Annotated in this window: 22 protein-coding genes and 1 pseudogene; 5 read left to right on the forward strand and 18 right to left on the reverse strand. The window is 54.0% G+C overall.

Annotated features, from left to right (window positions below):
- The 10 genes and pseudogenes from AMM33_RS07070 to AMM33_RS07115 form a co-directional block, all read right to left on the reverse strand.
- Positions 1-374, reverse strand: a pseudogene (locus tag AMM33_RS07070) (ISL3 family transposase); the annotation flags it as partial.
- A gap of 75 nt (positions 375-449) precedes the next feature.
- On the reverse strand, positions 450-1238 hold the full coding sequence (locus AMM33_RS07075) for a hypothetical protein (RefSeq protein WP_194945293.1): 789 nt from the start codon (positions 1236-1238) through the stop codon (positions 450-452).
- A gap of 305 nt (positions 1239-1543) precedes the next feature.
- On the reverse strand, positions 1544-3463 hold the full coding sequence (locus AMM33_RS22715) for an ATPase, T2SS/T4P/T4SS family (protein WP_090139910.1): 1920 nt from the start codon (positions 3461-3463) through the stop codon (positions 1544-1546).
- Positions 3463-3957, reverse strand: coding sequence for a hypothetical protein (locus AMM33_RS22370; RefSeq protein ID WP_090139912.1), 495 nt, complete (start codon positions 3955-3957; stop codon positions 3463-3465). Before AMM33_RS22370 ends, AMM33_RS22715 begins: the two co-directional genes overlap by 1 nt.
- Entirely contained in the window at positions 3947-5368 is a 1422-nt protein-coding gene (locus tag AMM33_RS07090; protein WP_194945295.1) for a type 4b pilus protein PilO2, read from the reverse strand. The genes AMM33_RS22370 and AMM33_RS07090 overlap by 11 nt, the downstream gene beginning before the upstream one ends.
- 10 nt (positions 5369-5378) lie before the next feature.
- Positions 5379-6989 (reverse strand): hypothetical protein, encoded by a 1611-nt coding sequence (locus AMM33_RS07095; protein ID WP_194945296.1) that lies wholly within the window; start codon positions 6987-6989, stop codon positions 5379-5381.
- A gap of 24 nt (positions 6990-7013) precedes the next feature.
- Positions 7014-7874, reverse strand: a complete 861-nt coding sequence (locus tag AMM33_RS07100) for a TcpQ domain-containing protein (protein ID WP_090139917.1) — start codon at positions 7872-7874, stop codon at positions 7014-7016.
- 29 nt (positions 7875-7903) lie between these two features.
- Entirely contained in the window at positions 7904-9067 is a 1164-nt protein-coding gene (locus tag AMM33_RS07105; protein ID WP_194945297.1) for a TraB/TrbI/VirB10 family type IV secretion system protein, read from the reverse strand.
- Positions 9068-9180: 113 nt separating this feature from the next.
- Entirely contained in the window at positions 9181-10119 is a 939-nt protein-coding gene (locus AMM33_RS07110; RefSeq protein ID WP_090139921.1) for a TrbG/VirB9 family P-type conjugative transfer protein, read from the reverse strand.
- Positions 10116-10826, reverse strand: coding sequence for a VirB8/TrbF family protein (locus tag AMM33_RS07115; protein ID WP_090139923.1), 711 nt, complete (start codon positions 10824-10826; stop codon positions 10116-10118). The genes AMM33_RS07110 and AMM33_RS07115 overlap by 4 nt, the downstream gene beginning before the upstream one ends.
- Before the next feature lie 137 nt (positions 10827-10963).
- Here AMM33_RS07115 and AMM33_RS21830 point away from each other — a divergent pair, with 137 nt between their 5' ends.
- On the forward strand, positions 10964-11167 hold the full coding sequence (locus tag AMM33_RS21830; RefSeq protein WP_194945298.1) for a hypothetical protein: 204 nt from the start codon (positions 10964-10966) through the stop codon (positions 11165-11167).
- A 5-nt stretch (positions 11168-11172) separates the two neighbouring features.
- On the opposite strand, the gene AMM33_RS07125 is transcribed toward AMM33_RS21830, so the two are convergent.
- From AMM33_RS07125 to AMM33_RS07155, 8 genes are read right to left on the reverse strand one after another with little or no spacing between them, the layout of a single operon-like run.
- Positions 11173-12240, reverse strand: coding sequence for a type IV secretion system protein (locus AMM33_RS07125; RefSeq protein ID WP_090139927.1), 1068 nt, complete (start codon positions 12238-12240; stop codon positions 11173-11175).
- Between the two features lies 1 nt (position 12241).
- The gene (locus AMM33_RS21835; RefSeq protein WP_194945299.1) at positions 12242-12544 is read right to left on the reverse strand and encodes a hypothetical protein; all 303 of its coding nucleotides are present in this window, start codon (positions 12542-12544) and stop codon (positions 12242-12244) included.
- A gap of 5 nt (positions 12545-12549) precedes the next feature.
- A complete protein-coding gene (locus tag AMM33_RS07130; RefSeq protein ID WP_194945300.1) occupies positions 12550-13377 on the reverse strand; it encodes a TrbJ/VirB5 family protein in 828 nt (275 codons plus the stop codon).
- Entirely contained in the window at positions 13370-15985 is a 2616-nt protein-coding gene (locus tag AMM33_RS07135; RefSeq protein WP_090139932.1) for a VirB4 family type IV secretion system protein, read from the reverse strand. Before AMM33_RS07135 ends, AMM33_RS07130 begins: the two co-directional genes overlap by 8 nt.
- On the reverse strand, positions 15982-16308 hold the full coding sequence (locus tag AMM33_RS07140; protein ID WP_090139936.1) for a hypothetical protein: 327 nt from the start codon (positions 16306-16308) through the stop codon (positions 15982-15984). Before AMM33_RS07140 ends, AMM33_RS07135 begins: the two co-directional genes overlap by 4 nt.
- 1 nt (position 16309) lies before the next feature.
- A complete protein-coding gene (locus AMM33_RS07145; RefSeq protein ID WP_194945301.1) occupies positions 16310-16624 on the reverse strand; it encodes a hypothetical protein in 315 nt (104 codons plus the stop codon).
- Positions 16625-16646: 22 nt separating this feature from the next.
- Complete coding sequence (locus AMM33_RS07150; RefSeq protein ID WP_194945302.1) at positions 16647-17618, reverse strand: CpaF family protein; 972 nt, start codon at positions 17616-17618, stop codon at positions 16647-16649.
- Between the two features lie 40 nt (positions 17619-17658).
- Positions 17659-18240, reverse strand: coding sequence for a lytic transglycosylase domain-containing protein (locus AMM33_RS07155; protein ID WP_228767992.1), 582 nt, complete (start codon positions 18238-18240; stop codon positions 17659-17661).
- Between the two features lie 528 nt (positions 18241-18768).
- Between AMM33_RS07155 and AMM33_RS07165 the strand changes: the two genes are divergently transcribed.
- From AMM33_RS07165 to AMM33_RS07180, 4 genes are read left to right on the forward strand one after another with little or no spacing between them, the layout of a single operon-like run.
- Positions 18769-19146, forward strand: a complete 378-nt coding sequence (locus tag AMM33_RS07165; RefSeq protein WP_090139944.1) for a hypothetical protein — start codon at positions 18769-18771, stop codon at positions 19144-19146.
- Entirely contained in the window at positions 19143-21260 is a 2118-nt protein-coding gene (gene mobH / locus AMM33_RS07170; RefSeq protein WP_090139946.1) for a MobH family relaxase, read from the forward strand. Before AMM33_RS07165 ends, mobH begins: the two co-directional genes overlap by 4 nt.
- The gene (traD, locus tag AMM33_RS07175; protein WP_090139948.1) at positions 21238-23352 is read left to right on the forward strand and encodes a type IV conjugative transfer system coupling protein TraD; all 2115 of its coding nucleotides are present in this window, start codon (positions 21238-21240) and stop codon (positions 23350-23352) included. The genes mobH and traD overlap by 23 nt, the downstream gene beginning before the upstream one ends.
- Complete coding sequence (locus AMM33_RS07180; protein ID WP_090139950.1) at positions 23342-24031, forward strand: IncC plasmid conjugative DNA transfer DtrJ family protein; 690 nt, start codon at positions 23342-23344, stop codon at positions 24029-24031. The genes traD and AMM33_RS07180 overlap by 11 nt, the downstream gene beginning before the upstream one ends.
- The last annotated feature ends 13 nt before the right edge of the window (positions 24032-24044 follow it).

Genomic DNA, 24044 nt, shown 5'->3' on the forward strand with positions numbered 1-24044 from the left:
ACAAGACGCGAGACGGCGGCAAATGGCATCTGGCCAGACAGCATCAGAATGAAAGCTTCAAACAGCAAGGTGAAGCCATTAAGTCGCCCGGCAAAATCAGGCTCGACCAACCGCACCGAACCGTTGGGAAGTTTCACGCGAGGCGTGCGAACTTGCAGATGGCACTCGTGTTGAAAGAAGTTCAGGTGCCGATACGTCTTGGCCACCGTGTCGTGCACACCATGCAGCCCATCGTGACCCGAGACTGCAAAGCGACTGCCGACTTTGAAGTCAATCAATATCGTCAAGGTCTTGGCACCTTCGTCGAACTCAACCGAGGCAACGCACCACGGGTCAGTGATGCCCAGGGCAGATTCAAACAGCTTGGCAGTCATCAATTCACGCTCAAAAGTTGATCAATATGGCAGAAGCTTACCCACTCAAATTTCAAGAGAACCAAAATTGTTAAATCACTGATGCGAGGTCATCGCATTCATCATCACGGTCTTCATTTCTCCGACCGTCGATTGAAAAGCTGCAACCAGGAATACGACGACTGCGAGTGCCAAGAGCAGCAATATCCATCGCCAGACGATCATCTGGCGCACGAGCTTTGGCAGCCACAGGTCCTGAATGCTCTGTGCGATCACGCCGAATGCCTCAGCCAAGGGCTTTGCACGAGTGACATCCATCAAACGCCAGTACATGGGTTGCGTGAAAATTCCAGTGCCAAATACTTCTGCGGAAGCCGCGCCGGTCGCATCAATGTGGTCAATGACGCGCTGCAATTGCCAGCTTTTCCAGGTAGAGGTCGTGCTGCTGGCCAGCACTTCGATGGCCGAGCGCAAGGTCAGCATTGCGGAAGCGTTTTTGCGCGTGAGGGTCGCCATGGTCAGGGCCGCTCGGATGCCAAACATCTCGTGATAGACGCGGTACAGCAAAATTTTCCTGTCTGCCCAGTCCCGGCCTGGCCCTACCCATCCATCCAGTGACCAGACGACCCAAGCCAGAGCAAGGGCGAAAATCACACCGATGTAGGGGCCGTACAACTTGACAAAATCTGCCCAGGCGGCAAGCCGACGGCCTACGGGTCCCCAGTCGGATGTAGGCACCTCAAATGCTTGCATCAACACGCCTACGCCCCAGGATGGCATGAAGGCCACAGCCATGACTGCAATGGCCATGGCCAGCAAGCCGACCCCGACCGATGTCTGAGCAGCTGACTGCAATTGCCGCTTGATCTTGGCGGTCTTGGCCAAGTCTTTGAGAGCGCCGCAAATCGCATCGCTGCCAAGGTCTTGCTGAACTCGGATGATGGCCACATCATCGTCCGGCAAAAACCCCTCCCAAGTCGCGGCCAGATCGGCACCCAGTTCTTCGTACCTTTCGGCCCAAATTTGGGACAACTGCCCCCGAGGCGTGCCCTCGTACCGGGCAGCGTCAGACTGAAAAATTTCAAGCTGCCTAATGTTTTTGGCAGTCTCAAGTAGTGATCCCAGGTCTTCATAATAGTCGGGCAACTGTCGTGCAAAGGAGTACATGGCAAGCCGCGTGTTCAGTGACTTCATGCAACACCTCCTTCAGTTGATTTTTTGGAAACAAATGAAGGTGTGGATCCAAAAATACTTGCTCGTGAAGCATGTCGACGTGCTGAAAGCATTTTTTCTGCCGCAGCTTTGGCTTTCAGGGTCGAAAACGGTTCGAAGTGGTGTTCGATCTCGTAGGGATCAATCACCCCCTTTGACGCTTTGAGCAATGCGATTTCCATCGCGGATTTACCAACCAGATTGGATGAAGTCAGATCACCATCTGATAACCCTCTCCAGTACCTCTGCAGGTCAACTTTTTTACCCGCCAAAATCAGCTCGCACATGGTTTCGTCGGGCTCGATCATCTCGGCCACCACGGTGCGGCCTGAGAAGCCTGTCAAGGCCTCAAGTCCGTGGCGACGGCATTTGGGGCAGCCCTGCGGGTTGCGAACTCGGAAAACCCCCTGCCCCAGTCCATACAGGCTTTCGATGTCATCAAACATGCGCTTGTGGTTTGTCAGGGCATCACCCTTCAAATCATCTGCAAGTGCTTGAGGCGTCAAAGCACAATCACAATTGCGCAGCAACAACGCTTGGTAGACGTTGAGTTTCAGCATCCCTGGATCACCCAGTACATCCAGTGGAATGCCGACCTGGGGAGATGCAAACTTGGAGATGATGCCCAGTGCGCTGCCTGCGTGTGTTGTGGTGTAGCAGCTGTGTCCGCTTTCAAGGACAGCGCGAACCACTTTACCGGTGGTCACATCGCGCACCTCGCCCAGCATGAACATGTCCAGTGCCGAGCGAAATAATGCGCGCACGCCCGCTTGAAAATCCCTGTCATCGTCACCGACCAGGTCGCGTGAAATGGTCTTTTGGTGCAGGTTGTCGTTTTCGATTTCGACCGGGTCTTCAAACGAAACAATCTTGGTGTTGGGAGGCAGCAAACCCATCAAGATCGCCAATGTGACTGTTTTGCCCGAGCCCACCGTTCCGGCCAGCGTCGTCAAACCGCCCTTGCCCATCACCACCCGTCGAAAAATTTCGACTTGTTCCGACAAATACCCTGCCTCTTCGAGCGTCTGGACAATACGGCTGCTGCCAAGCGGCTGCAGCCGAAACGTCACCGTGCAACCCTTGTCGGTGGCCATGGAGGCCCAGCGAAGGCGCAATCTCGATTGCGTGCTCAGCGTGACATCGACATTGCACTGCTGCTCTTGGCGGGGCTCGAACTTAGAGCCCGCGCCGCCTTTGCTGTGCTGCCAGGCAATTCCCAGCATGGACATGAGCGTCTCGGTTGGCAGGCTCCACCTGGGCATGGTGATGTAGCGGCCGTTGATCTTGAAAAAAACCTGACTTTCGTGGGCTGCGTGGCAGATTTTGAAATCAATGTCGTTGGCACCCTGAGAGTGAGCCCACTCCACAATGTCCATGAACGATTGCCACAACGCCGATTGCGCACTGTCGCCCATGCGGGCTCGCACCATGCGGGTTTGCTGGGCAGACACGTCATCGGCCACAACGGCGGTGAGTACGGTGACTGAACACCACCAGGCCTGCACACCCGTTTCATTGGGGGCGATGCCCCTGTGCTCCAGTCGTTCAAGCACAGAGCGCACGACATCGGCAGATGCCGTCCTGGATACCAGCAGTGTTGCCCGCGTCTTGGTAGCGTCTGTGCTCAGCACAGCAATAGAGGCAGCCAGGCTCGGTGCCAGATCCAGCTCGCGATTGAGGCATGCCTCAAATCCAACACGGGTCAGGCCCTCGATGCTGGTGATGGGTTGAGGGTCAAAAACCAGACCCGCAAAATCCGCCGGGGCCGCTGCTTCAGAAGCGTCATGCTTCGTGGACGGGGTATCCGTAGACTGTGCTGCACTGATGGTGGTGGCGGGTAAGCGCAAAACCGATTGGGTAGCCTGGGGAGCCTTGGGGGTGAGAAACATCGAGAGCATCAACGTACTCCTTGTGTGGACGTGGCCAGGGCACCAGGTACAGGCGTCGGCGGATAAGGCAGAGGTAACAAGGGCGCTTTGGTGTTGGATGCAGAAAGGCTTGACTGATAGGGCTTGCCGGTCCAGCAAGCAGTTTTCGGGCAAATGTCCCCTGCCTTCTTTTCTTGACCTAAGTTGACGCAACGGGAATGCATGTCCAGAGCAATCACTTTGCAACTGGCGGTCTCTGATTTCAGAATCGCCCCCGGCGAAAGTGCACGAAAAACCTTGTCGTTGAGATGCATGTCCACCCGAAGATCGGAAGACTGACCGTAGATCGCATCAAGGGTGATGCTCGCCGTCACCCTGTCTTGTTCCCGAGGCTGAGAGACCTGCTTGTTTTGCACTGGTTGGGATAAAACATCCCGAATCGTCACCGTCTGTGACTGCTGGCCATGAGCGCTGAGCGCCATCACGACCAGCAAGGCACCACACCAGATGGACTTACTTTGCATAGATGGCTCCTGTCATGTCCAGAACGATCTCTGGGCGATCCCCGGGGTTCAAGGTCAGGCGTGCGGTTTGCCAGTCCACCGGTAATGCCACAAACTCCTTGAAGACTTGGAAGCGCGCACGCAGAGAAATATTCGCTTGCTGGAGCAAAACTGCGTTGACAGGCATGTCTATGACAAGCCCATCTTCGGACTTAGGAGGCTGCACCTGGATGGCAGAAAATTTGATGTCAGAGGTCGACATCAGACTGCTGAGGTTGCTCTGAACGATGGAGGCTGTTTGTACCAGGTGATGGTTAACAGTCTCCAGTGCATCCTGTGAGATTGGCGTGGCCGCATGTTTGACTTGCCAGGTCAATTTAAGCGCCTTGGTGGGCAGATACTCCACTTCAAACCCTGCAGGCACGTTGACCTTGGAATTGGGAGCGAAGAACTTTCCAGTCGTAGGCTCTGGTGCTGAATAACTCGCCTCGCAAGACCATGATTTGGTCTCATTTGCAAAACTTGAAGCGCACTGTGCGTTTTGTAATGCCCAGCCTTGAAGCTGCACGGGCAATGGCAAAAAACTGTCAAACAGCTTTTGAATATCCAGGTGATGTGCTCGTTTACCCAGCTCCTTGGCAATCACCGCAGTCCAAAGCTGCTGCCCCTCTTCTTTCTGACGCAATCTTTTAGCCTGAGATTGAGAGACCTTGTCATCTTGCTGCTGCTGCAGATAGACCTCATAGCCCAGCAATCCAAAGACCACCAACCCAAGGGCCACCTGAACGGGGACTGGGATGCGTTTGAATAGGCTTTGTGCGCCCACTGGCTGAACCCGTGCCCATGTGCCCGGAGGGATGAGCATCAAGTCGGCAAATGCCAGCAACTCAGCGCCACCGGGCACATGTTGCAGGTCCGAGTAAACAGACAGCGCTCCCCCACCATCCTTGATTTGACGCAGGCGCTCGATGGCATCGGCAATCGAATCCATGATCAGCTCGGCCCCTGAGGGCTTGCCGTTCTGAACCGTGCACAGCCATACACGTTCATCTGGAAGCCGTAAAGCAAACAAGCCATCACGGGCATGTTGTGCTGCCAGCATTGCAGCGCTGACCAGGTTGTCAGCCCTTTTGAGGGTCAAGCGCCCCAGGCCCAAAATCGCGGGGGCGACCACCATGTGCGTTGCTCGCGCTTTGAGGGCAGCGTTTCTGCTGGTTTTGCTTTGCGTGCCTGCTGTGACCACCGCTTTCCATGACAAGCCCAGCACCAACGTCTTATTGCCCGTGCTGCCTTCCAGCAGGGTCAGATCAGGTGCCATTCCTTGTGCACTTTTGGGCTTTCTCGAACCAAATGCACTGAATACTCGATTGGTGGACTCTGTGGCGGCCGCACGTGGGGGCGGCATCAGTTTTCTGCGTTTTTTCCAAAACATGGCGACCCTTTCAGAATCCATCCTCACTGACACAGGTCACCAGGAGTACCGTGTGTGACTTCTGAAGGCTTGCTTTATCGGAGCCCCCCGCCAGCAGCGGCATGCCTGGAGCCAGTCGGCGCTCGGTCGAGCTTCCCGTTACGCTGTCAATCGCCCCAATCACGACCGTTTGACCTGAGCGCATAGGCAACTCTTGAACAACGCCTGTGCCATTCACTGACTTTTGTTGGACCGTCACACCGTTGCTTGCGTTGCCGACAGGAAATGGCACCAGCGGGTCAGCCGTGGTCACGTCGTAGCTGATGCTCAAGAAAATTTGCCCAGAATCTTTGGCAACAGGGACGAACGTGAGGAAGGTGCCCACGGTTTCCTCTTTTTGGCTCACCGTCGGGGACGGTGACACAGTGGTCAAACCCGATGCCGGTATGGCTTGGACCTGATCCACATAGCTGAAGGTGTTGCGCAGCGCTTGAGTGATTGGGCGACCTGATGTGGTCACAAACGGGAAAGTCCGGCGACTGACCACGGTGCCGACTTCGGACAGCGCCTTGACGATCAAGGTGCTGCTGGCCAGCTTGCCGCTCAGCGCACTCAAGCCCACCGATCCAGATTGGCTGCCCGTCAGGCTTGCAGGACTGCCCAATGAAGCCGTATTTGCGAGGTTTTTGTAGACAAGGCTCCAGTCCAGGCCGACTTCCGAGCTGTCCTTGGCCACGACTTCAATGGTTTCCAGGATGACCCGCACACGGCGCGACATGGCTTTGTTGGTCTCTTCCACGAATGCCGTGATTTTTTCGAGTGAACTTGGTGTATCGGTCACCACCAAAGTTTGTGATTCAGGTGAAAGCACTGCGCGGCCACCAGACGTGAGCATGGCCTCAACCGTATTTTTGACACCTGTCAACTGGTCCTGCTTGTCGAGCGTAAATCCTGTTTTGGAAGCCGCTTCAAAAATACCGTTAGGAGCCGAGTTGCGGCCCAGGGATACCGCCGTGGTGGCTGAATGAGCCAATGCATTGAGTTTGTAGATTCGGGTTTCGGTCCTGAAAAATTCAGCGCCACCGCCGACCGGTCTCCAGCTGACACCCGCTTGCCGTGCTATTTCATCCAGCACGGTGTAGATGGGGGTTTTGTCGCCAATTGCAGATAGAAAAATCTGACCTGAACCGGTTCGAATGGAGCCGGGTGCCATGGGTGGATTGGCTGCGGTGCCAGCCATCACCGTGAGACGCGGCGAGAACATGGATGCAGGCAAAAGTGCGTCGGGCGTGATGGAAATCGAGAGTTTTGAAGCCTGGCTGATTTGCCGAATGGCTGTTTGCAAGTCCACCCCGTCACTCGAAAACAGTGCGGTCACGGGCAAGTTGGCACGCAAAGGCGCAGGCAACGTGACTTCGCGGGCCAGTGGCACGCTTTTGCCCGTCAAAAATGGTTTGTTGACATCCTGGCCGGCAACGCGTGATTGTTCGGCTTCGAAGATGGATTGTCTGGTTCGTTCTGCATAGCCCTTGGCATCGATGTCAGCTCGATCTGTGAGCTCAGCGACGCGTGGCTTGACGCTGCAGCCGCTCAACAAGGTCAACACAGCCAATGCGGCAATTGAAAATGGTTTGTGGTTCATTCCGAATCCTGTGGTTCCGTGGGTTTAGAGACGATCGCAACGCTCAGAGCGAAGAACGACACGAAGCACTTTGTTGCTGTAGAAGCAAGGCTGAATGGGGGCATCGGTCAAGGCCGTGCTGTCAAGCAGCAGGCGCACCGCAGTTTTGAAGTCGGTGCCCAGGTTTTCTGCATTGGCCACGACAGGAATATCGAAGCTGACGGTGTAATGCTCGGGACCAAAAGCCCAGCCCGCTGACTTTGACCAGCGATCCAAGGCCGTGCGCACCGTTTCTGGTGGCTGAAGCTTGAAAGGCGGAACCACCGGGGCGGGAGCGCTGATGGGTGTGCCAAATTGACCAGGCAAAAGTGGCTGTACCGCTGACGCCTGCACTGCTTCAACATGCTGGGCAACGTGAGGCACCCTCCCCGCTCCTGCCCATGCGCTTTCCAGAGCCCGTTGTTGCGCTGAATCGGGCAATTGACTCACGGGAGCAGGCTTTTGCGCCGAGGCGTACTGTTGGACGGGGTTCACGGCTCCGTAGGCAGCTGCACCACCCATTCGCTCGGGGGTACTTTCTCCGGCATAAGCCACATTGATTTCTCGGCCATTTGCCCAAATCAGCTTCAGGGTCTGATGGACACCAGGGATGACCAAATACGACCCCTCACGCTTGAGATCAATGATGCTTTGACCGCTGGTTTTGATGGTGATGACTGCTGGAATCAGTGTGCCTTCGGGCAGTTGCAAGCGCGTGTTTGAGCCATCATCAAAAATGTTGACGCGAGAGTCACTCACTCGGTAGCGAAAATTGAATGCACCTTTGTCCTGGGCTTGCACTTGCACAGAGGGCATGGCCAAAATGCAAGCCACCAAAATGGCAGATGCGATGGGCTTGGTTTTCATATCAGATCAGGTCCTTGGTTGGTTAGAAATCAGCGGCGAGAAAACGGCTCAAGAACCATGTCTCGGGTCACGACCACACGAAGCACATCGCCAGGTTTCACGCGAAGCTCAGGTTTGATGTTCAAGTTGCGTTCCAGTGTTTTGCGGGCGGTTTCCGCAAGCACGCCTGCGGCGGTGGCGGCACCGGATGCGCCAGTTGCATTGATCGTCACTGAGGCTGAGCCGCCTGTGCGCTCAGCTGCGCGAGTGACCGCAGCTATCAACAGCGAAGACCCGTAGATCCGCCAAAACCGTGAATTGACATCCGCAGGAGCCCCAATGGCACCCTCCATGTCTGCAGCTGGCATGCCCGCCAGGGCCACGGAAGTTCCATTTGGGAAAATCAACCGGGTGAAGGCGATCAAGAGCCTTTCTTGCCCTTGCACGACCCCAGAGTCATAAGCACAGATGACTCGCGATCCAGCCGGGATCAACAAATACCGCTGAGTCAACGAGTCGTAGATGTCTTCAGAGACCTGTGCGCGGCATGGGCCAGCAATATCAGAAGACACTGCAACGCGCATCACGACAGGTATGGTGTCGCCCTCCATGAGGGGATGGGATTCGGCATTGCCTGGCTTGCCTTGGGAATACAAAGGCGCGGCCACGCCTTTTGGCAATGACTGCCGAAATTGATCTTGACTGGTCTGTGCGGCAGCCTGGCCACCCTGTGATTTCAGATACGCATCCAACAATGCACTGGATGCTGGTGCACCGCCTTGCACGCCCCCTGCTGATGTGGTTGCCTGCCGCATCAAGGGGCTATCAGCATTGCCTTTAGAGTTGCTACTGTCGTCCTTATGCTCCCAGCTGGCCAGTCTGCGATTGGCATCTCTGACGTTGGCGTCTTTCGATTGCGCATAGGCATCCAGTTCTTGATCGCTTGGGGGCGGCGGCGGCGATGTTGGCAGCTTGGGCGTGTTGGCTGCTTTATCGGACGCTGAAGGGGCACCTGCAGGGACTGGTGGCAGAGATGGGAGTGGTTCTTTGGGTGCGCCACCCACGTCGGGGGCGGCTGCAGGCTTTGCAGCATTGGCCGCTTCTTCGCGGGCACGCTCCAACTTCACACTCAAGGCCTCGGCATTCGGGGCGGGCTTTTTGGACAGTTCCAAAGATGCTTTTTCAGCTTCCTTTTGCAGCTTTTGATCACGCAAGGTGCTACCCGTCAAAGAACGGTATAGCAGTGCTACGGCAATGAAAATGAGCATCGCACCACATGCGTAATGCAGCCACTTTCGCGTGGTTCCCGGCTTGAGCTTTAGCATGGTCAATCGCGAGTGATGTTGGATGTACGAACTTCGCGGCACGCCGAATCAAAGACCCCGCAACTGCCCGCCTTGTTTCGGATGCGCACTTCTTGCTTTCCGAGCTTCAAAAGCAAACCACCCTGGTAAGTCTTTGGCAGCACGAAATAGGAGCCTCTTGGGACGTACTCAACAGGTTCGCCCACGCCCTCTTTGCTCACAGCAAATATCGCTGGCCTGAGGACCAGGTGCTTAGAAAACTGGACCCATGTGCGAGAACCGTCATCAAACACCCGCTCAGGTTTGATGTCTGCATCGCCATCAATCGAGTAATTCATGTTCAGCTTGGACAGCTGAATGCTGTCATCCATGCCTTCGTCTGCCGCTGAATGACGTGCAGAAACTGCTGACTCAGAGCCCAAAATTTTGGGGGCCTTGGGCAGTTCATCGGTCTCCTTCGGTGCTTCAAACACACCGTCGTGAGTGACCCAGGAGACCCGCTGATAACGCGATTGGTCGGGACAACCCGCCACATCCAACAATTCGATCTGATAGCGGCGTTTTGAGGTGATCACGGTCATCGTTCCGCTGACGCCGCGCACTTTGGAGCGCACAAAAATATCCTGCCCAGTAATGGCTACCTTCTGCTCCCATTCAGACTCATCGTTGAGGAATGAAGACAGCACTTTTTCGCCATCCTGGAATTCAAAGTGCGTGAAGCGATTGAAGGTGGTGTAAATCGGAAACAAGGCATTTTTGTCATAGCCAAAGACCACCAACCGGGAGTCATGTGGCATGGGTCTGGCCTGAACGCCTGAGGCGGAGCTGGGGCCTTTTTCACGGCTCAATTGACACAGATCCTTTGTCAAAGATCGGGCATCTTTGGAATCCTTGGGTTGAGCTGCAGCGACATTGCAAAACACGATCGCTGTAAGGGCGAGCAAAGAAAGAGTGTGTTTCATTTGGATTCTTGATCGTTCATCGTGAAGTGGGTAATGACCAGGCCCAGTGGGTTATCCAGGTCATCAGCTGACGTGGATACCTGCTTGGAGCCCAGTGACGCGTTCTCAGCAACGGTGCCGAACTCCACGGTCAAGAGCTTTCGACGGCGATCTGTTTCAACGCCATTGATCTTTTCTGCCCAGACCAAATCAATGAAAGCCACCGAGCGGTCTTCGTTGAAGCTGACAACAGGCGTGCCAATGAGTTCTCGCGACAAGCCAGGTATCTTTCCGATCCGTGTTGCGGTTTGATCTACCTTATCAACCCAGTTGTCGAGTTCGGTTGATGCGGCCCCGCGTGTCCATTTGTAGGCCCCGGGCAAGCCTTGTTTGAGCGTGGCCGCATTGATGACCACCAAACGAGCCGCCCAAAGCCGGAGGAAAAAACCAATGTTTTTGTCACTGATCTTGAGCTCTTCAGCGACCTTTCCTGAGGCGGCCACTCGCCCAGTGACTGAATCCACCTCATAGAAAAATGGCACAACCTTTTTGAAGGGCATGGCAAACATCAACGTCACAATCAGCAAGCCGACCATGACCATCAGCACCCCATTCTTCTTTTCAAGGCGTGCGTTGTTGGCTTTGAGCGCCGATATCAGGTCTACGAATACACCAGCAGCGGCCAACCCCTCTTGGGTGCCAACTGGTGGTCTTGTGTGGTCGGTCATGCTTGGCCCCTAACTGGAAATTTGACAAAAGTTTGTGTAGGAAATAAAGTTCGCTTGAATGAGGTTGAAAGCCTCCCCACTTCGGCAGCGAGAGCCGCTCGCACTTGTCCAATGTTCAACAACAACTGGAGCGAGTCATGGAACTCTTGCACTATCTCTACATTCACGCGCTGATCATTTTTTCGATCCCCATCGTCTTGGGTGTCGTTCTGCGGAAAATCGCGGGTAAGCACGCTCCAACGCATTACCCCGAACTTGAAACACCCGAAGAAAAGCGCGCCAGAAAGCGCAGAGAAGAAGTTCGTCGCCGCAAGCAGCTTGATGACGTTTGGTGGTGGTAAAGCGCTCATTTGTCACCCTTACCTTTCCTCATAGCATCCGTAAAGGCTTGGAGTTGATTAGCCGCACCATTGATGCCTTTTCCTGGCAAACCACCAAGACTGGAACCAATAGTGCTTCTCCCAAACTTTTGCGCTGAAGCCCCACCCGATCCACTGATCAAGCCCTGAGCAATTCCAGGCACCTGCCACATCAAGAATGCGGAAATTGCCGCGCAGATGCAGATCAAAAACGCTGCCATTTCATCCACGGCCAGCATCTCTGAGCCACTTTTGACGTTGGCAACGTCAGCCACCGTTTTGGCTGCAGTGATGATTCCTGCGGTGATGCCAACCATGAAGAAGGCAACGACCTTGGTCAGGCATGCGCCAATCGTGAAGCGCAACCAACCATCAAACAGCCATTCCATGCGCTGCCAGATGAGCCATGGCACCAAAATCGGCCCCATGGTCAATGCCAGCCCGAACAGCACTTCGGCAATGAAGATGGTCAGCAAGAATGCGGCTGTAGCAAGCATCAGAAATACCAAGGCCAGCAGCTTGAACAACCAGGTGAACAAGATCATGGGGAAGTTCAGCAAAATGTCAGACCACGTGGGTTCGGCACCACGGGTTGTGTTTTCACACTGAACGCCTGTGCTGATCGTTCCGGTCATGGGATCACTGACTTCTACGTCTTTGCACTTGCTGGAGCGACTGTCGTACTCAGCTGAGACAAACAGTTTTTTAGCCGCTCCAAGCATCAAATTGATGGAGCCATCCACTGAACTCGTGCCCGCCACTTTTTTGGACAAGTCATTCACATTCGCTTGGAAAAATCCACCCACCGTACCGAGCCACCCGGCCAAAAGCATGGTGACGATGGAGTATTTGGCAATCGCTCCAAATGCATCCATCAATGCCGTGGAACCATCGCCACTGAGAAGCCAGATCACCACGATCCAGCCTGATGTGATGAGGAGCAATACAGCAGCCAGGTCCTGACCATCACCGATCAATACGCCCGACGTGCTTTGCGCGTGGGCGATGATCCCTTTGTAGATCGAAAGCAATGTATCGCCTGCATCCAATGCCATGTCAGGCTCCAATCAATCGAAAAAGGCGTAACACCAACGCCCACAGTCCATACAAAACAGTTGGTGGCGTGCAGACAACACCAATCGCAAAAACGGCGGGCTCATGAATGGCCAGGCGAAACGCTGAGGTCAATGCCAGCAGTGACATGGATTTACTGACGCGCTTGGGAACCTCTGGGAGTGTTACCCTGCTGTTGTATGCAGATGCATAAAGTTGCATCCAACGGAAAGTTGCACGGATTTGTGATCCGGTGACCAAATTCCGACGACCGAGCGCGAGGGCTGAAGTTTCAAAAATGTTCATGGCAATCAATACCCATTGCCACCAAGATTGCCCCAGGGTTTCAGGGGATCAATTCTTGAAGAAGTTGCTGAGTTGTCACGATTTTTTCGCTCACGGGCACCACGTACTGTTTGGTCATGAACGCCAGATTTGACTTCGGTATTGGCCACTGCATCAATTTGCTGTCGATTGGATTCTGCGTTTTGAGCGAGAACCGCAGCCTTGAGTTCCATCAGCTCACCGGCAGTCATTGCGCTCAGCTGTGACAGACGTTGCAGGCCTTGGACGTTGCCGGTAATGTTGGCCGTTTCGTCAGCTACACGGCGAAACTCCTGCGACCGCTGCTGCATGTTGTCCAGGGCACCGAGGTCTTGGTCCAGACGCTGTCTGTAAACACCGCCCTTGCGCTTAGCGAGCTCCAATTCATACAGGATGTATGAGCGCAAATCAGTGCGGCCTGACCCGGAAAAATCAATGCCTCGGGCCTCAAACATGGCTCGCGCAGATGCAGCCGCATCACGCAATCCCGTTGTTGCGTTTTTAAGGTCCTGGTAGGCGCGCACTTGAGAGCGGAACTGATTGATCACTGATGCGACATCGCCGCTACGCAACTTTTCCAAGTTTGTTTGCATCGAGGTGAGTTGATCGAGCTGAACCAGTTTGCTTTGCACCTGTTCCGCAACCATTTCGGCCTGCTTGTAAACACCTGCAACCAACTCGGAGTTGTTCAATATCTGGGTTATTTCAGTTGCCCCCCCAGTCCCCGCAACCGTCCCGGATTGAACTGAAGCTCCAAGAGCGATCAGAACAATGCCTGCGATCAGCCGCTGAAAAATTGAGGTTTTTTTACTCATGGCACAACTCCTGGATGTACTTTTGCTGCCAGCCATCTGGAAGCCCCAAGTGGATGTAGTGATCCAATGCCTTTTGGGCCTTGGGATCTGAACGCACCATGGCCACGAGTTCGGGCGATAAGCGCATGCTGATGCGCCGAGAAATCTCACCTTGCTTGATGTAGTAGTCCTGCCCCGGCGTGCCTCGTGCGATGTAATTCAGTTCGTGTTCGCTAAAGCCCAACTCTTCGATGTACATGCGCGAAAGCGATGCCGTTTTTGCCATCGGATTGGGCGTCAAGATCAGCGATGGAATGTTGTCGCGTATCGCGGCGAACACCGGGCTTTGAATCAGCTTGTCAGGGTTTTGCGTGTCCAGCGTGATGCGCGCTCCCAGCTTACGAAGCGTGACAAGCCATTCATCCAGCTCATTGGCAAAAGTCGGCTGGCGCACAAAATACCAAGCCTCTGGGATGTATATCTGCGTTGGAATCGGGGCGTCTTCGCGTGCTCCCATGTCCCTCAGTCGAACTTCAATTCGATAGAACGCGTACATCATGAACGGCGCTGCCAGTTCCTCATTGGACAGCACGCTGCCCATCTCGATGCCCGTCAATTGGTCGATATTGAAGTCATCGCTTGCGTTGTCGTAGTAGCCCGCATACACACTGTCGCCAACCCAGAGCGCCAATTGTTGTGCAAGCTCTGTCGTCGCATCAAGCCTGACGACAACGGTTCCCAACCGCAAAGCCGATGGTTCGACCTGGCCCAGCTCCGCCGTCGCACGCAATGCCACTTCAAGGTCTTTGCGGTCCACAGATGTGACGGTGTAGCCACGCATGCTGGCCAGAAGCTCCAGCCAACGCGTAATAAACGGCAAGTGCCTCTGACTACCCCCCTTCATCAAGGCCGCGATAGGGGACATTCTTTTACGATTGGCGCCCTCTTGTTTTTCTGGGTTCAGGTCAATGTAGTTGCCCCCTTGCAGGTAGATGGCAGGACGGCAGCTGTAGTTTTTGTCAAAAACCAAAACACGGGCACCGGGGTACTTTCTGAACTGTGACCACAGGATGGTGGAGATGGCTGTTTTGCCTGTTCCGGTTCCACCGATCACAAGCTCATGACCTACCTGGCCAACATACCCCGTGTAGTAAAAAGGTGTTTTTGATTTGGTCGGGAATGCGACCAAGGCATGACACGGCGCACCCATTGAATCGCTCAGATATTCATTCACATAAGCGCCATCACTGACGGTTCTGGATGGGCACAGATCGACAAAGTTTTCTGATGTGATCTTGACCCAACGAGCAACCTCTTCTTGGCTACCCGGGATGGTTGCGCAAAAGCTGCTGAATTTGTGCAAGCCCTCCAGACGCGGACTCAGGCGGGCTGCCTGCAAAATCTCTTCAACTTTTTTCTGAGCTGTTTCCAGGCCTGCCGTGGTGGCCGCTTGAATCATCACAACCCCATAGTAGTAGCCAGCCCCCTCTTTGCCCGCTTCAATGTTCTCCTTGAGAGCGCGGGCCTCGTTGGCATCGGACTCACGTGCTTCGTTTGTCTGCAGCCTGGACACGTCCCCATGGCTGACTGCAGCCGCAACGAAGGATTTCAGCGAGTACTTCCGATTGGCGTGATAAACCTCCGCCTCTGCAACAGCCTTTGCGCCCTTGCTTCGAGGTAACGCTTTGTAGACCTGAGACAGTGTGAATTCGCAGGGCGCTGACATCAGCTGGTCCAGAAGATCCATTCCGATTTTTTCGCGCCGACGCAAGTCCAGCGTGTAGCAGCAAGCCCATGATTTTTTGGTGTTGTGCTGAAACTCCAGCACATCCGCATACTCATTATTGATGGCGCCCTGGGGCAGAACTTCATCCAGCATGGATGCACCATGTATCGACAGTTCTGCTCGGCAGTCCAGATCGCTGGTAGGTGTGGACGCCAGCTGCAAAAATCCTCCGAGCACAGCACCGGTCATGACCTTCGTTTTCAAACCCGCTGTGCTCGCAAGAAAGGTGTCGACCACCTTCTCAAATGACACCAAGGCCTGCTCTACCTCCTCCATGTTCGAGTATGGAAAGTCATCATCGCCTTTGATGCTTTTATAAAGACCACCCAGCAGAATGCGGCCGATTTGTAGCAGCCCACGACTCTGTGCTCGTGCAATGGCATCAATCAACCGAGTCGAGCCCCCTGCAGGAGGGAGACTCAAGATCAAGGTATGCCGGTTGACGTAGTGCACATCACTGATGAATTTTTCATTCTGCAGTTCGTTCATCCGCGATGTGATGGCATCGGGATAGACCCCCTGCGGGTATTTCGTTGTGATTCGTCTGCGCACCTGCCAGGTGATTGTGGGCCCCAGGTCCTGCAGCTGCTCCATGACATAGACCAGCTGCGAGCGCACTTGATTGACAGAATCTGGGTCAGATGAATCAACGTCTTTGCCCACAAAATCGAAGCAAGCCATGAGTGATCCGTCTTTGTTCAGAATCACACGCTCATTGAGCGGCATCAGCCAGCGAATGACCTCAGTCAGTGGGCTGCCCTCAACTTTTTCAAATCGTTCCGTGCGCTGCGCGACACTGTGCCCCGGCTCAAACCGAAAGCCACCATACACTTTGCCGCTCATATGCCACGCCCCTGCATCAACCACTGTGGTCGGTGCCCACGGTTCATGCGCGCACCGAGCCAAGAGCCATAGGCTGCAGACTGCCTGACATACTTGATGTAGACGAACAACACGCGAGGCTGGAATTTGGTCACAACCATGAGAACCATGTGAAGCACCACGGTCATCACAAACCAAGAGTGAATACGCAGACCAACCGCCAAAACCAAAAAGATCTCCAGGTTGATGACGAAAAGCCAATCGTCCACGCCAAATGTCGTCATCTCAGTCAGCAAAGACTTTTTGACATCCGAGGTTTCAATGGTGCTCAGCATGGCGTTCATGTCAGCAAAACAATCCAACGCCAGTGACGACTTGAATCAAGGTTTCGATGTTCAGCGCGATGCTCAGGGCAGCCAGTACACCGACGGCCCTGGTCATCAACTGGCCGGATGGCGCCAGCTTCCACGCAATCAACAAAATGGCAGATGCAACGACTGAAAGAACCACGAATAATTCGTTGTCCACGAGCATTTTGTAGGGTCGGCAGATGCCCTTTGACAGCACCCCTGCAGACACCACTGAGGGGTGGTAGAGCAACCCCAGAATCGCGGCCATGACATAGGCCTTCGCGGTAGAAATTTGCGTGATTTTTCTCATGATTTTGAAGCTCCTTTTGGGTTTACCTTGCACGCTGAAATAGCGTGCGGGTTTGGTAGTGACCATCTTGAAATCCTTCGATCAAAAGAATTTCAGATGGCCCACGTTTTCCTGCCACATTCGAGCAGTGCACGACATAGCGAAAAGTTGATGCAATCTGGCGGCGCAGATCATTCAGTGGCCAATTCGATGCTTCGGGCGCAACGCGCACCATGTTCTCCAGCCTGGACAAAGCCATGCTCGCGCTGTCACTGTGGAACGTCACCGCTGAGCCAGGATGGCCCGTGTTGTAGGCATCCAAGATGTCGTAAAACTCAGCCCCACGCCCTTCCCCGACCCAGATTCGGTTGGGACGGTTGCGCAGTGCATGGCGCACCAGCATGCGCACATCAACACCTTGAGATGCATTCGCTTCGAATGCCAGCCAGTTGGGCACCTTGATCTGAAGTTCAGCGGTGTCTTCAATGGTGATGACCCGCTCATCTATGGGCAGCATCTGGGCCAGACAATTGAGAAAAGCGGTTTTGCCCGAACTGGTGGAGCCGGTGACCATGAAATTTTCATGACTGGCCACAAGCCAAGCCAAAAACTCCATGACCTCCGAGCCTCCGCCGCTGATGTCCTTGTCGAAGCTTTCGCGGTTGCGAATCAGGTTTTTTGCAGGATCAAACGCGCCCTGCTCCCGATAGTCCTCTAGCGTGAAAAGGCGTGATGAATGACGACGAATTGAGATCGACGGCCCATGGACGGCAATGGGCGGCAAAGTTGCTGCAATCCTCAAGCCTGGTAATCGGCAATCCAGTACCAACTGCTTGGACTTGGTGTTCAGGTTGCACAGTGTGGTGATGACCGATTCCAGCGTGGCCGATGAGAACGTGACATCGACTTTTTCAAATTTGCCATTTCGTTCAATGAATACGGTTTTAGGGTCATTGATCATGACCTCCTGGCAGGCTGGGTCATTCAAATAACCCCGGATCTGCTTGAGGTCCAACTCGATGATCCGTTCGGCCTGAGTTTTGAGGTCGCGTGCTTCACTCATGCGCCATCCCCTCGTTGATCTCGTAGACCGCCATCCCTGATGAAGCTTGTTGCTGCGTTTTCCCAAATGTCACCGGCACGGGGCCTCCAGCTTGCTTTTGCTCAGTCTTGCCAATCTTGAGCAACGTGCGATGTATGCGATTGGCGTAGGCGATGCGCTTATTTGGTGATGACGCGTTGTAAGCACCAACGGCCTCCCAGGTCACGCCGTACCTCTGGAAGTTTTGAGCCAAGATCCAAGCGCCCACAGCTGCGTTCACACAGGGATCAAACAACTTTTGTTTGTCGATGCCATATTTAGCAAGCGTGGGCAGCCAGAAGCTGTTGATCTGAAGCAGGCCAAAGTCAACACTGCCATTTGCGTTTTCCGGGCCGATGGCTCGATGGTTCAAACCGCTTTCGTGTGTGGCCATGGCAACCAGCAACTCGGGTGCGATTTGGTAGCGCTCAGCCGCTTTGTTTAAGCATTCAATGACTGGAGTCGGTCCACTGGACTGGCGCACTTGCGCGTGCGCCATCTGCTGATTCATCAGCAGAGCACCGCATACGGCCCAGAACATGGTCTTTTGGTTCAACACAATCCGACTTCAAAAAACCAGGGGGGCCGAAGCCCCCCTGGATAAGCCCCCTTTCGGGGTGGAGCAATGCAGCCGTGGTCAAGACGCCTGCATGAACTCAGTTTCGGATTTCGTCAACGCTTTGTCGCTGGATCGTTCGCTTTTTTTAGATGAAGATTTTTACTAACAAGGTTTGTGTATTGTTTTCAAAAAATATTCAATAGTGACAACAACTTACAAAGATTAAACGCCTAAAGACCATAAGGACGTAATGGGCTTACCCAAAGGATTCACCATCGTGGTGCATTTTTAACACGATGGTGCGTTAAATGATCTAAGGGTTAAATATTTCTTAAATGCCTAAAAGTCTAATAAAAACAAGGACTTAAGCGCTTCGCGCAAAAATGAAAAAAGGGAAATTGCATAGGCACAATTCCCCTTGAAGCAATATTACCATGGTCCTGTCTCGAAACGTTAACTTTTTCTTTCTCAACATTCCGTAAACGATACTTCAGAATCCAAATCTATAGCGGCACACTAGGCCGCATGGAATCCATCATCATCAAGCAGCTGTTCGACAAACTGGAGCAAAGCGTCTCTGGCTGGTCGATGCACTACAGCAATGAACCTTGGCTGCCGGAGCCAAATGAACTTGCCCAAGCGCTTTTGCGGCCAAGCAAATTGACAAATGTGCAAGTCACCCAGTTGCTTCAGCATTTTGCAATGCATCCCGCACTTCGTCAGTGGGCAGCCTATTCACCATCAGCAAAAACCCACTGGGACCCTCTGAGGCAGTCCTATGATGAGTTTTTATCGCTGCATCAGGACGCGGAGCCCTTTCTGCTGTTGACCCCCCGGGACCCGACCTCACTTCTCCATCGATTATTGGGGCTGGTGCACCTACATGATGACTCAAGCTCATGAATGATGCTGCAGCGAGTCTGATCGGTGCAACTGTGTTGCTGCTGTGCGGTGCCGCCATCATCATCAAAGGTCGTCGCCCACCGCCCACTGCTCAACCAGGCACTGCCGCGCCAATATTGTCCAGGCCTGCTGAGCATCGGCCTGCTGGCCAGCAAAAAATTCTGGCAGCGCACGAGCTGCTTGATGTGACCGGAGCCCAGGGTCTCGTAGAAGTCATTCGCAACCGGTTGGCGCTGACGGATCAAAACTGGCTGTCAGATGGTGCAACTGTCCTTGAGCGTTATTGCGAATTCGTGCAATTGTTACCGGCCAGTGAGTCGCACCACCATGCACAACCCGGTGGATTGCTCATCCACACGCTCGAAGTCACCTCATATGCGCTGACGATTCGGCAAGGCTACAAACTGCCTGCTGGAGCCTCTCCGGAGGATCAAGTCAAGAAACAAGCCATCTGGTCCTATGGGCTGATGCTTGCCGCCCTACTCCATGACATTGGAAAACCCGTCTCAGATGTCCTGGTGCAGCTTTATGGCTCTGATCCCAAGGTGCCCCTTGGACATTGGCAGGCTCTTTCGGGCTCCATGCTGCAAACGGCTGGCACGCATTACGAAGTGGATTTTCCGGACAGCTCAAAGCGAGATTACAAGGCTCATCAGCGACTCGGTGTGGTACTTCTGCACGCCATCGTGCCGACCGCAACGATGCGCTGGCTCTCAACCGATCCCCAGCTGCTGCCCGCGTTGATCGCCTTTCTGGATGGTCAGCAAGATGTACCTGGTGCAAAAGACTTCAAGGAGATCATCCAAAAAGCCGACTCCCTATCTGTGTCAGACAATTTGCTCAATGGTCCACGAACCCGGTATTCCAAGGCCCGACAAACCCCTCTGATTGAGCGCCTGATGTGGGGTCTGAGGACTTTGCTGGCCGAAGGCCAGCTGTCGCTCAATCGACCTGGTGCAACTCTTTTCTTTGATCCTGATGGACTTCATTTTTGGGCCGTCTCTGCGACTCTGGCTGAAAAAGTCAGAACCGTCCTCGATGAGCGTGAAATCAGGCAATCTGGTGCAGCGGCAATACCCAAGGACAACACTCGGCTGTTTGACACATGGCACGAATACGGAGCCCTTGTTGCCCCGACGAAAGAACACGGCAAAGGCTCCGTCTGGTGGGTACGAATTGACCTTCCCGAATGGACTCAAGTATTAACCGTCCTCAAATTCAGGATATCGGACACCTATTCCGGCCAGTCTGTTCCCCAGGCTTTACCGGGGACCATTACACCCGTTGCACCGAATCACAGCAGTGCCAAGGGTACAGCTGGTGCACCGGCTGAATCGGAGGCTACACCTGCAGGTGGCACAGTCAGCGGGGAAACAACCGCAGAAGAGGTCACACAAGTGCTCGATCAAAGCCACACACTACCGGCTGATCAGGCCTCCAGCCCAGCGCTGTCAGCCGTTGAAGCGGGAGACGCGATCATTGAACAAATGCTCGCTGGCTACGACAACGCATCAGCAAGCAGCAGTCCTGCTGCAGCTGCGCAAAATCCAGAAGCAGATGAGGATTTTTTAGACAGCAATGACAGTGCCGGAGCGGTCATCCTGCAGGTCAAACCACCCGTGCAGGCTCTGACCATACCCAAGAGCCCCCCTGCTCCCAAAAACAGATCCTACGGCTCTCAACCTCGGCCTGATGCAGACGCATTTTTTGCATGGATTCAGCAAGGGCTTGGAACAGGGGACCTTAGCTACAACGAAAGTGACAGTGTTGTTCACTTCACTGCTGAAGGTATGGCCATCGTCAGCCCGCGTGCTTTCAAAATTTACCTTGAAAGTCACCCCTATAAATCTGATCTGGGGCAGTCCAAAAATGCCCTGAATGCGATTCAAAAAGATGTGCAACGTGGGGGATACATACAGCGAAATACCAAGCTCAAAACGAGCTTTCATATTTACCTGGTCAAGGCCCCTGATGGGACTTTGAGTGGCGGTCGACTGACAACCTACATCGTCCCCAATCCGCAGGCATATATCCGCCCCGTTCCTTCTCCAAATCCGGCCTTGGTTTTGGACACCCAAAGTGAGAACAGCGATGACAACAAAGTATCCGATTGACAACCCTTTTCGAAAGCCTGTTGAGCTGATATCAGCGGCAACGAGTATTGGCGCGGCCATGGTGCTTGTCGGCACTGGTATCGCCTACGGACTTGATACCGGCATTTTGATTTCTGGTGCAGCCGCCTTGCTGACGATGGGACTGTGGCGATTGCGACAAGGTCTTGGTGTTCTTCGATTTCACAGGAACTTGAGATTCCTCCCCATGTATACATTGACCAGCGAGGACATCCCCTGGTCACCCAAAGAGATGTTCATGGGCATGGGGTTTTGGTGGTCACAAAAGCATACCCAGCGGCTTTACCTGGCCAGGCAGCCTCAAAACCGGCACCTGCGCGCCCGCAACGATCAATACGAGTGGGCCAGGCAATATGGACGTGATCATCCGGACAGCTGGCTGACGAAGTGGCTCAATCACCCCTCCCCCTGGAATCCCTACGCCCCATTGCCGCCGGTCGGCGGTGATCCCGCCATTCATGGGATTGAACCCGATGAAGGGGAAATTTGGGCGTCACGGGGTGAACGTGTAGGGCACACACTGGTGCTGGGCACCACCCGTGTGGGGAAAACGCGATTTGCTGAGATCTGGATCACTCAAGATATTCGAGCTGGAAACGTCGTGATTGTGTTTGATCCAAAAGGCGATGTGGCATTGCTCAAACGCATGTTTGCTGAGGCAAAGCGTGTTGGGCGCGAGAAGAATTTCTATTTTTTTCATCTGGGCTACCCCGAGGTCTCTGACCGTTACAACCCCATCTCAAGCATAGGGCGGATTTCAGAGGTGGCCACTCGCGTGGCCAACCCCCTGCCCGGGGAAGGCAACAGCGCGGCGTTCAAACAATTCGTCTGGCTCTATGTGAACATCATTGCAAGAGCAGCTGGGGCTCTTGGCCTGAGCCCCGACTACAAGATGATTTACAAGTACGCAGCCGACCTGGACGGATTGGCGCAGCAGTACCTGGTTGCCTGGCTCAATAGAGCCCATCCTGGCTGGGAAGCGGACAAAGAAGCCAATGATGCCAAGATGAGCGAGAAGCTGCTGCAAAACAAAATTCAGCAAACGGGACGCACGCAAACCATCATTGAGCTCATGGATCTGATCCAGAACAAGAGTTGGAACGATGACCCTATTGCCAACGGACTCGTGTCCGTTCTGGCCAACAACAAATCCAAGTACCAGGCGCTGATCAATAGCCTTTTCCCGCTCCTTGAAAAACTCACCACTGGCCAAATCAGCGAGCTGCTTTCTCCAAGCTGGGATGATCCCAAGGACAAACGCCGTGCGTTCACTTGGGAGCAAATCATGGACACCGGCGGCATTGTGTACTTCGGCCTCGATGCCTTGAGCGACGCGGAAGTGGCAGGCACAGTTGGCAATGCTGCTTTTTCGGACCTGACATCCACTGCGGGTCGCCGCTACAAGTTTGGCGGTGCCGTGGGTCAGAGCACTTCCGTCGACGTGAGCAAAGCGACGAAGGTTTCAATCCATGCAGATGAGTTCAATGAATTGATCGGGGATGAATTCATCCCGATGATCAACAAAGCTGGCGGTGCCGGCTATGAAGTCACCGCGTACACGCAGACATGGAGCGACGTGGAAGCACGGGTTGGCAACAAAGCCAAAGCCTCGCAAATTGGCGGCAACTTCAACAGCCTCATCATGCTTCGAGTCAAGAACACCGAAACGGCTGAGATTTTGACCAATCAGTTATCGCAAGTTCAGGTGCTCAGCAAAACACAAGTCTCTGGGACTTCCGATGTTCAAGACCCAGATCAATTTGCCGATTTCTCTGCTAAAGCGGAGGATCGGATTGCAACTGAAACAGTCCCCATGCTGGAGCCTGCAGATCTGACGCAGCTGCCCAAGGGACAGGCTTTTGCTTTGTTGGAAGGTGGTCAGCTTGCCAAAATTCGACTCCCATTGCCGGTAGAAGACTCTTCTGATCCGGCGTGGCCTGCGTCAATGGAAGTCGTTTTTTCGGGGATGCACGCTCAATACCAGAGGTATTTGGCCACGTTACCCTTGGAAGCTGGTGCCGAAGCCCAAGATCACGATGTTCTGACTATGGAGGGCAAGGGACATGCCCAGTAAGCCCAATGAAAATACGGTTGCACAGGCAACGTTTGCGCCCTTCCGCCTGGTCTGGCGGCTGCTAAGCGCCACCATGCTGCTTTGGTTCGTGAGTTGTGTCATCCAGATCGCCTACATCCATTGGCGACATGTTGATCCAGTGACTCACATCCAAGACCAACTTGAATACTACACAGGTGACTCTGCGTCCCATGGCCTGGCCGTGCAAATGGGAACCGTGACCTTTGAGCACTTGATTGAACGATGGAAGCTACACCGTTGGAAGCCAAATAAACCTGTCACTGCTGCAGGCGAAACTTCGGTTGCCCCCATGATAAAGCGAGGGATTTGGGCCAGTTTTCAAGCCGAAATTGAGACAACCATCTACAACACTGTCCTTTTTGCTGCAAAGCTGGGCGTTGCCCTTGGACTCATCCCCCTTTATCTGACCTGGCTGTTTGCATTCGGTATGGATGGACTGGTGCAACGCTACATCCGGCGAGCTTGCGGGGGTTATGAAAGCGCAAGCATTTACCACCGGGCCAAACTTTACGGCACTCGGTTATTGCCGCCTTTTGCCGCAGTGGTTTTCATGTGCTCACCGATTCCGATTTCAGCACTGCTGATCTTTGGCCCAGTGGCACTTTTCAGTGCGCTACTGGTGCGACTGCAAGCGACTTACTACAAAAAATATTTGTGAATTATTTCAAATT

Origin of the sequence: Limnohabitans sp. DM1 (assembly GCF_001269385.1) — a bacterium.
GTDB lineage: Bacteria > Pseudomonadota > Gammaproteobacteria > Burkholderiales > Burkholderiaceae_C > Limnohabitans_A.

Bases quoted from the DNA above. Each gene is read 5' to 3' on its own strand.
- AMM33_RS22370 (WP_090139912.1), bottom strand. From the start codon at position 3,957: ATGCAAAGTAAGTCCATCTGGTGTGGTGCCTTGCTGGTCGTGATGGCG.
- AMM33_RS07095 (WP_194945296.1), bottom strand. From the start codon at position 6,989: ATGAACCACAAACCATTTTCAATTGCCGCATTGGCTGTGTTGACCTTG.
- AMM33_RS07115 (WP_090139923.1), bottom strand. From the start codon at position 10,826: ATGACCGACCACACAAGACCACCAGTTGGCACCCAAGAGGGGTTGGCC.
- traD (WP_090139948.1), top strand. From the start codon at position 21,238: ATGACAACAAAGTATCCGATTGACAACCCTTTTCGAAAGCCTGTTGAG.
- AMM33_RS07140 (WP_090139936.1), bottom strand. From the start codon at position 16,308: ATGAACGCCATGCTGAGCACCATTGAAACCTCGGATGTCAAAAAGTCT.
- AMM33_RS07110 (WP_090139921.1), bottom strand. From the start codon at position 10,119: ATGAAACACACTCTTTCTTTGCTCGCCCTTACAGCGATCGTGTTTTGC.
- AMM33_RS07090 (WP_194945295.1), bottom strand. From the start codon at position 5,368: ATGTTTTGGAAAAAACGCAGAAAACTGATGCCGCCCCCACGTGCGGCC.
- AMM33_RS07180 (WP_090139950.1), top strand. From the start codon at position 23,342: ATGCCCAGTAAGCCCAATGAAAATACGGTTGCACAGGCAACGTTTGCG.
- AMM33_RS21830 (WP_194945298.1), top strand. From the start codon at position 10,964: ATGGAACTCTTGCACTATCTCTACATTCACGCGCTGATCATTTTTTCG.
- AMM33_RS22715 (WP_090139910.1), bottom strand. From the start codon at position 3,463: ATGCTCTCGATGTTTCTCACCCCCAAGGCTCCCCAGGCTACCCAATCG.
- AMM33_RS07135 (WP_090139932.1), bottom strand. From the start codon at position 15,985: ATGAGCGGCAAAGTGTATGGTGGCTTTCGGTTTGAGCCGGGGCACAGT.
- AMM33_RS07100 (WP_090139917.1), bottom strand. From the start codon at position 7,874: ATGAAAACCAAGCCCATCGCATCTGCCATTTTGGTGGCTTGCATTTTG.
- AMM33_RS07165 (WP_090139944.1), top strand. From the start codon at position 18,769: ATGGAATCCATCATCATCAAGCAGCTGTTCGACAAACTGGAGCAAAGC.
- AMM33_RS21835 (WP_194945299.1), bottom strand. From the start codon at position 12,544: ATGAACATTTTTGAAACTTCAGCCCTCGCGCTCGGTCGTCGGAATTTG.
- AMM33_RS07125 (WP_090139927.1), bottom strand. From the start codon at position 12,240: ATGGCATTGGATGCAGGCGATACATTGCTTTCGATCTACAAAGGGATC.
- AMM33_RS07130 (WP_194945300.1), bottom strand. From the start codon at position 13,377: ATGAGTAAAAAAACCTCAATTTTTCAGCGGCTGATCGCAGGCATTGTT.
- AMM33_RS07145 (WP_194945301.1), bottom strand. From the start codon at position 16,624: ATGAGAAAAATCACGCAAATTTCTACCGCGAAGGCCTATGTCATGGCC.
- mobH (WP_090139946.1), top strand. From the start codon at position 19,143: ATGAATGATGCTGCAGCGAGTCTGATCGGTGCAACTGTGTTGCTGCTG.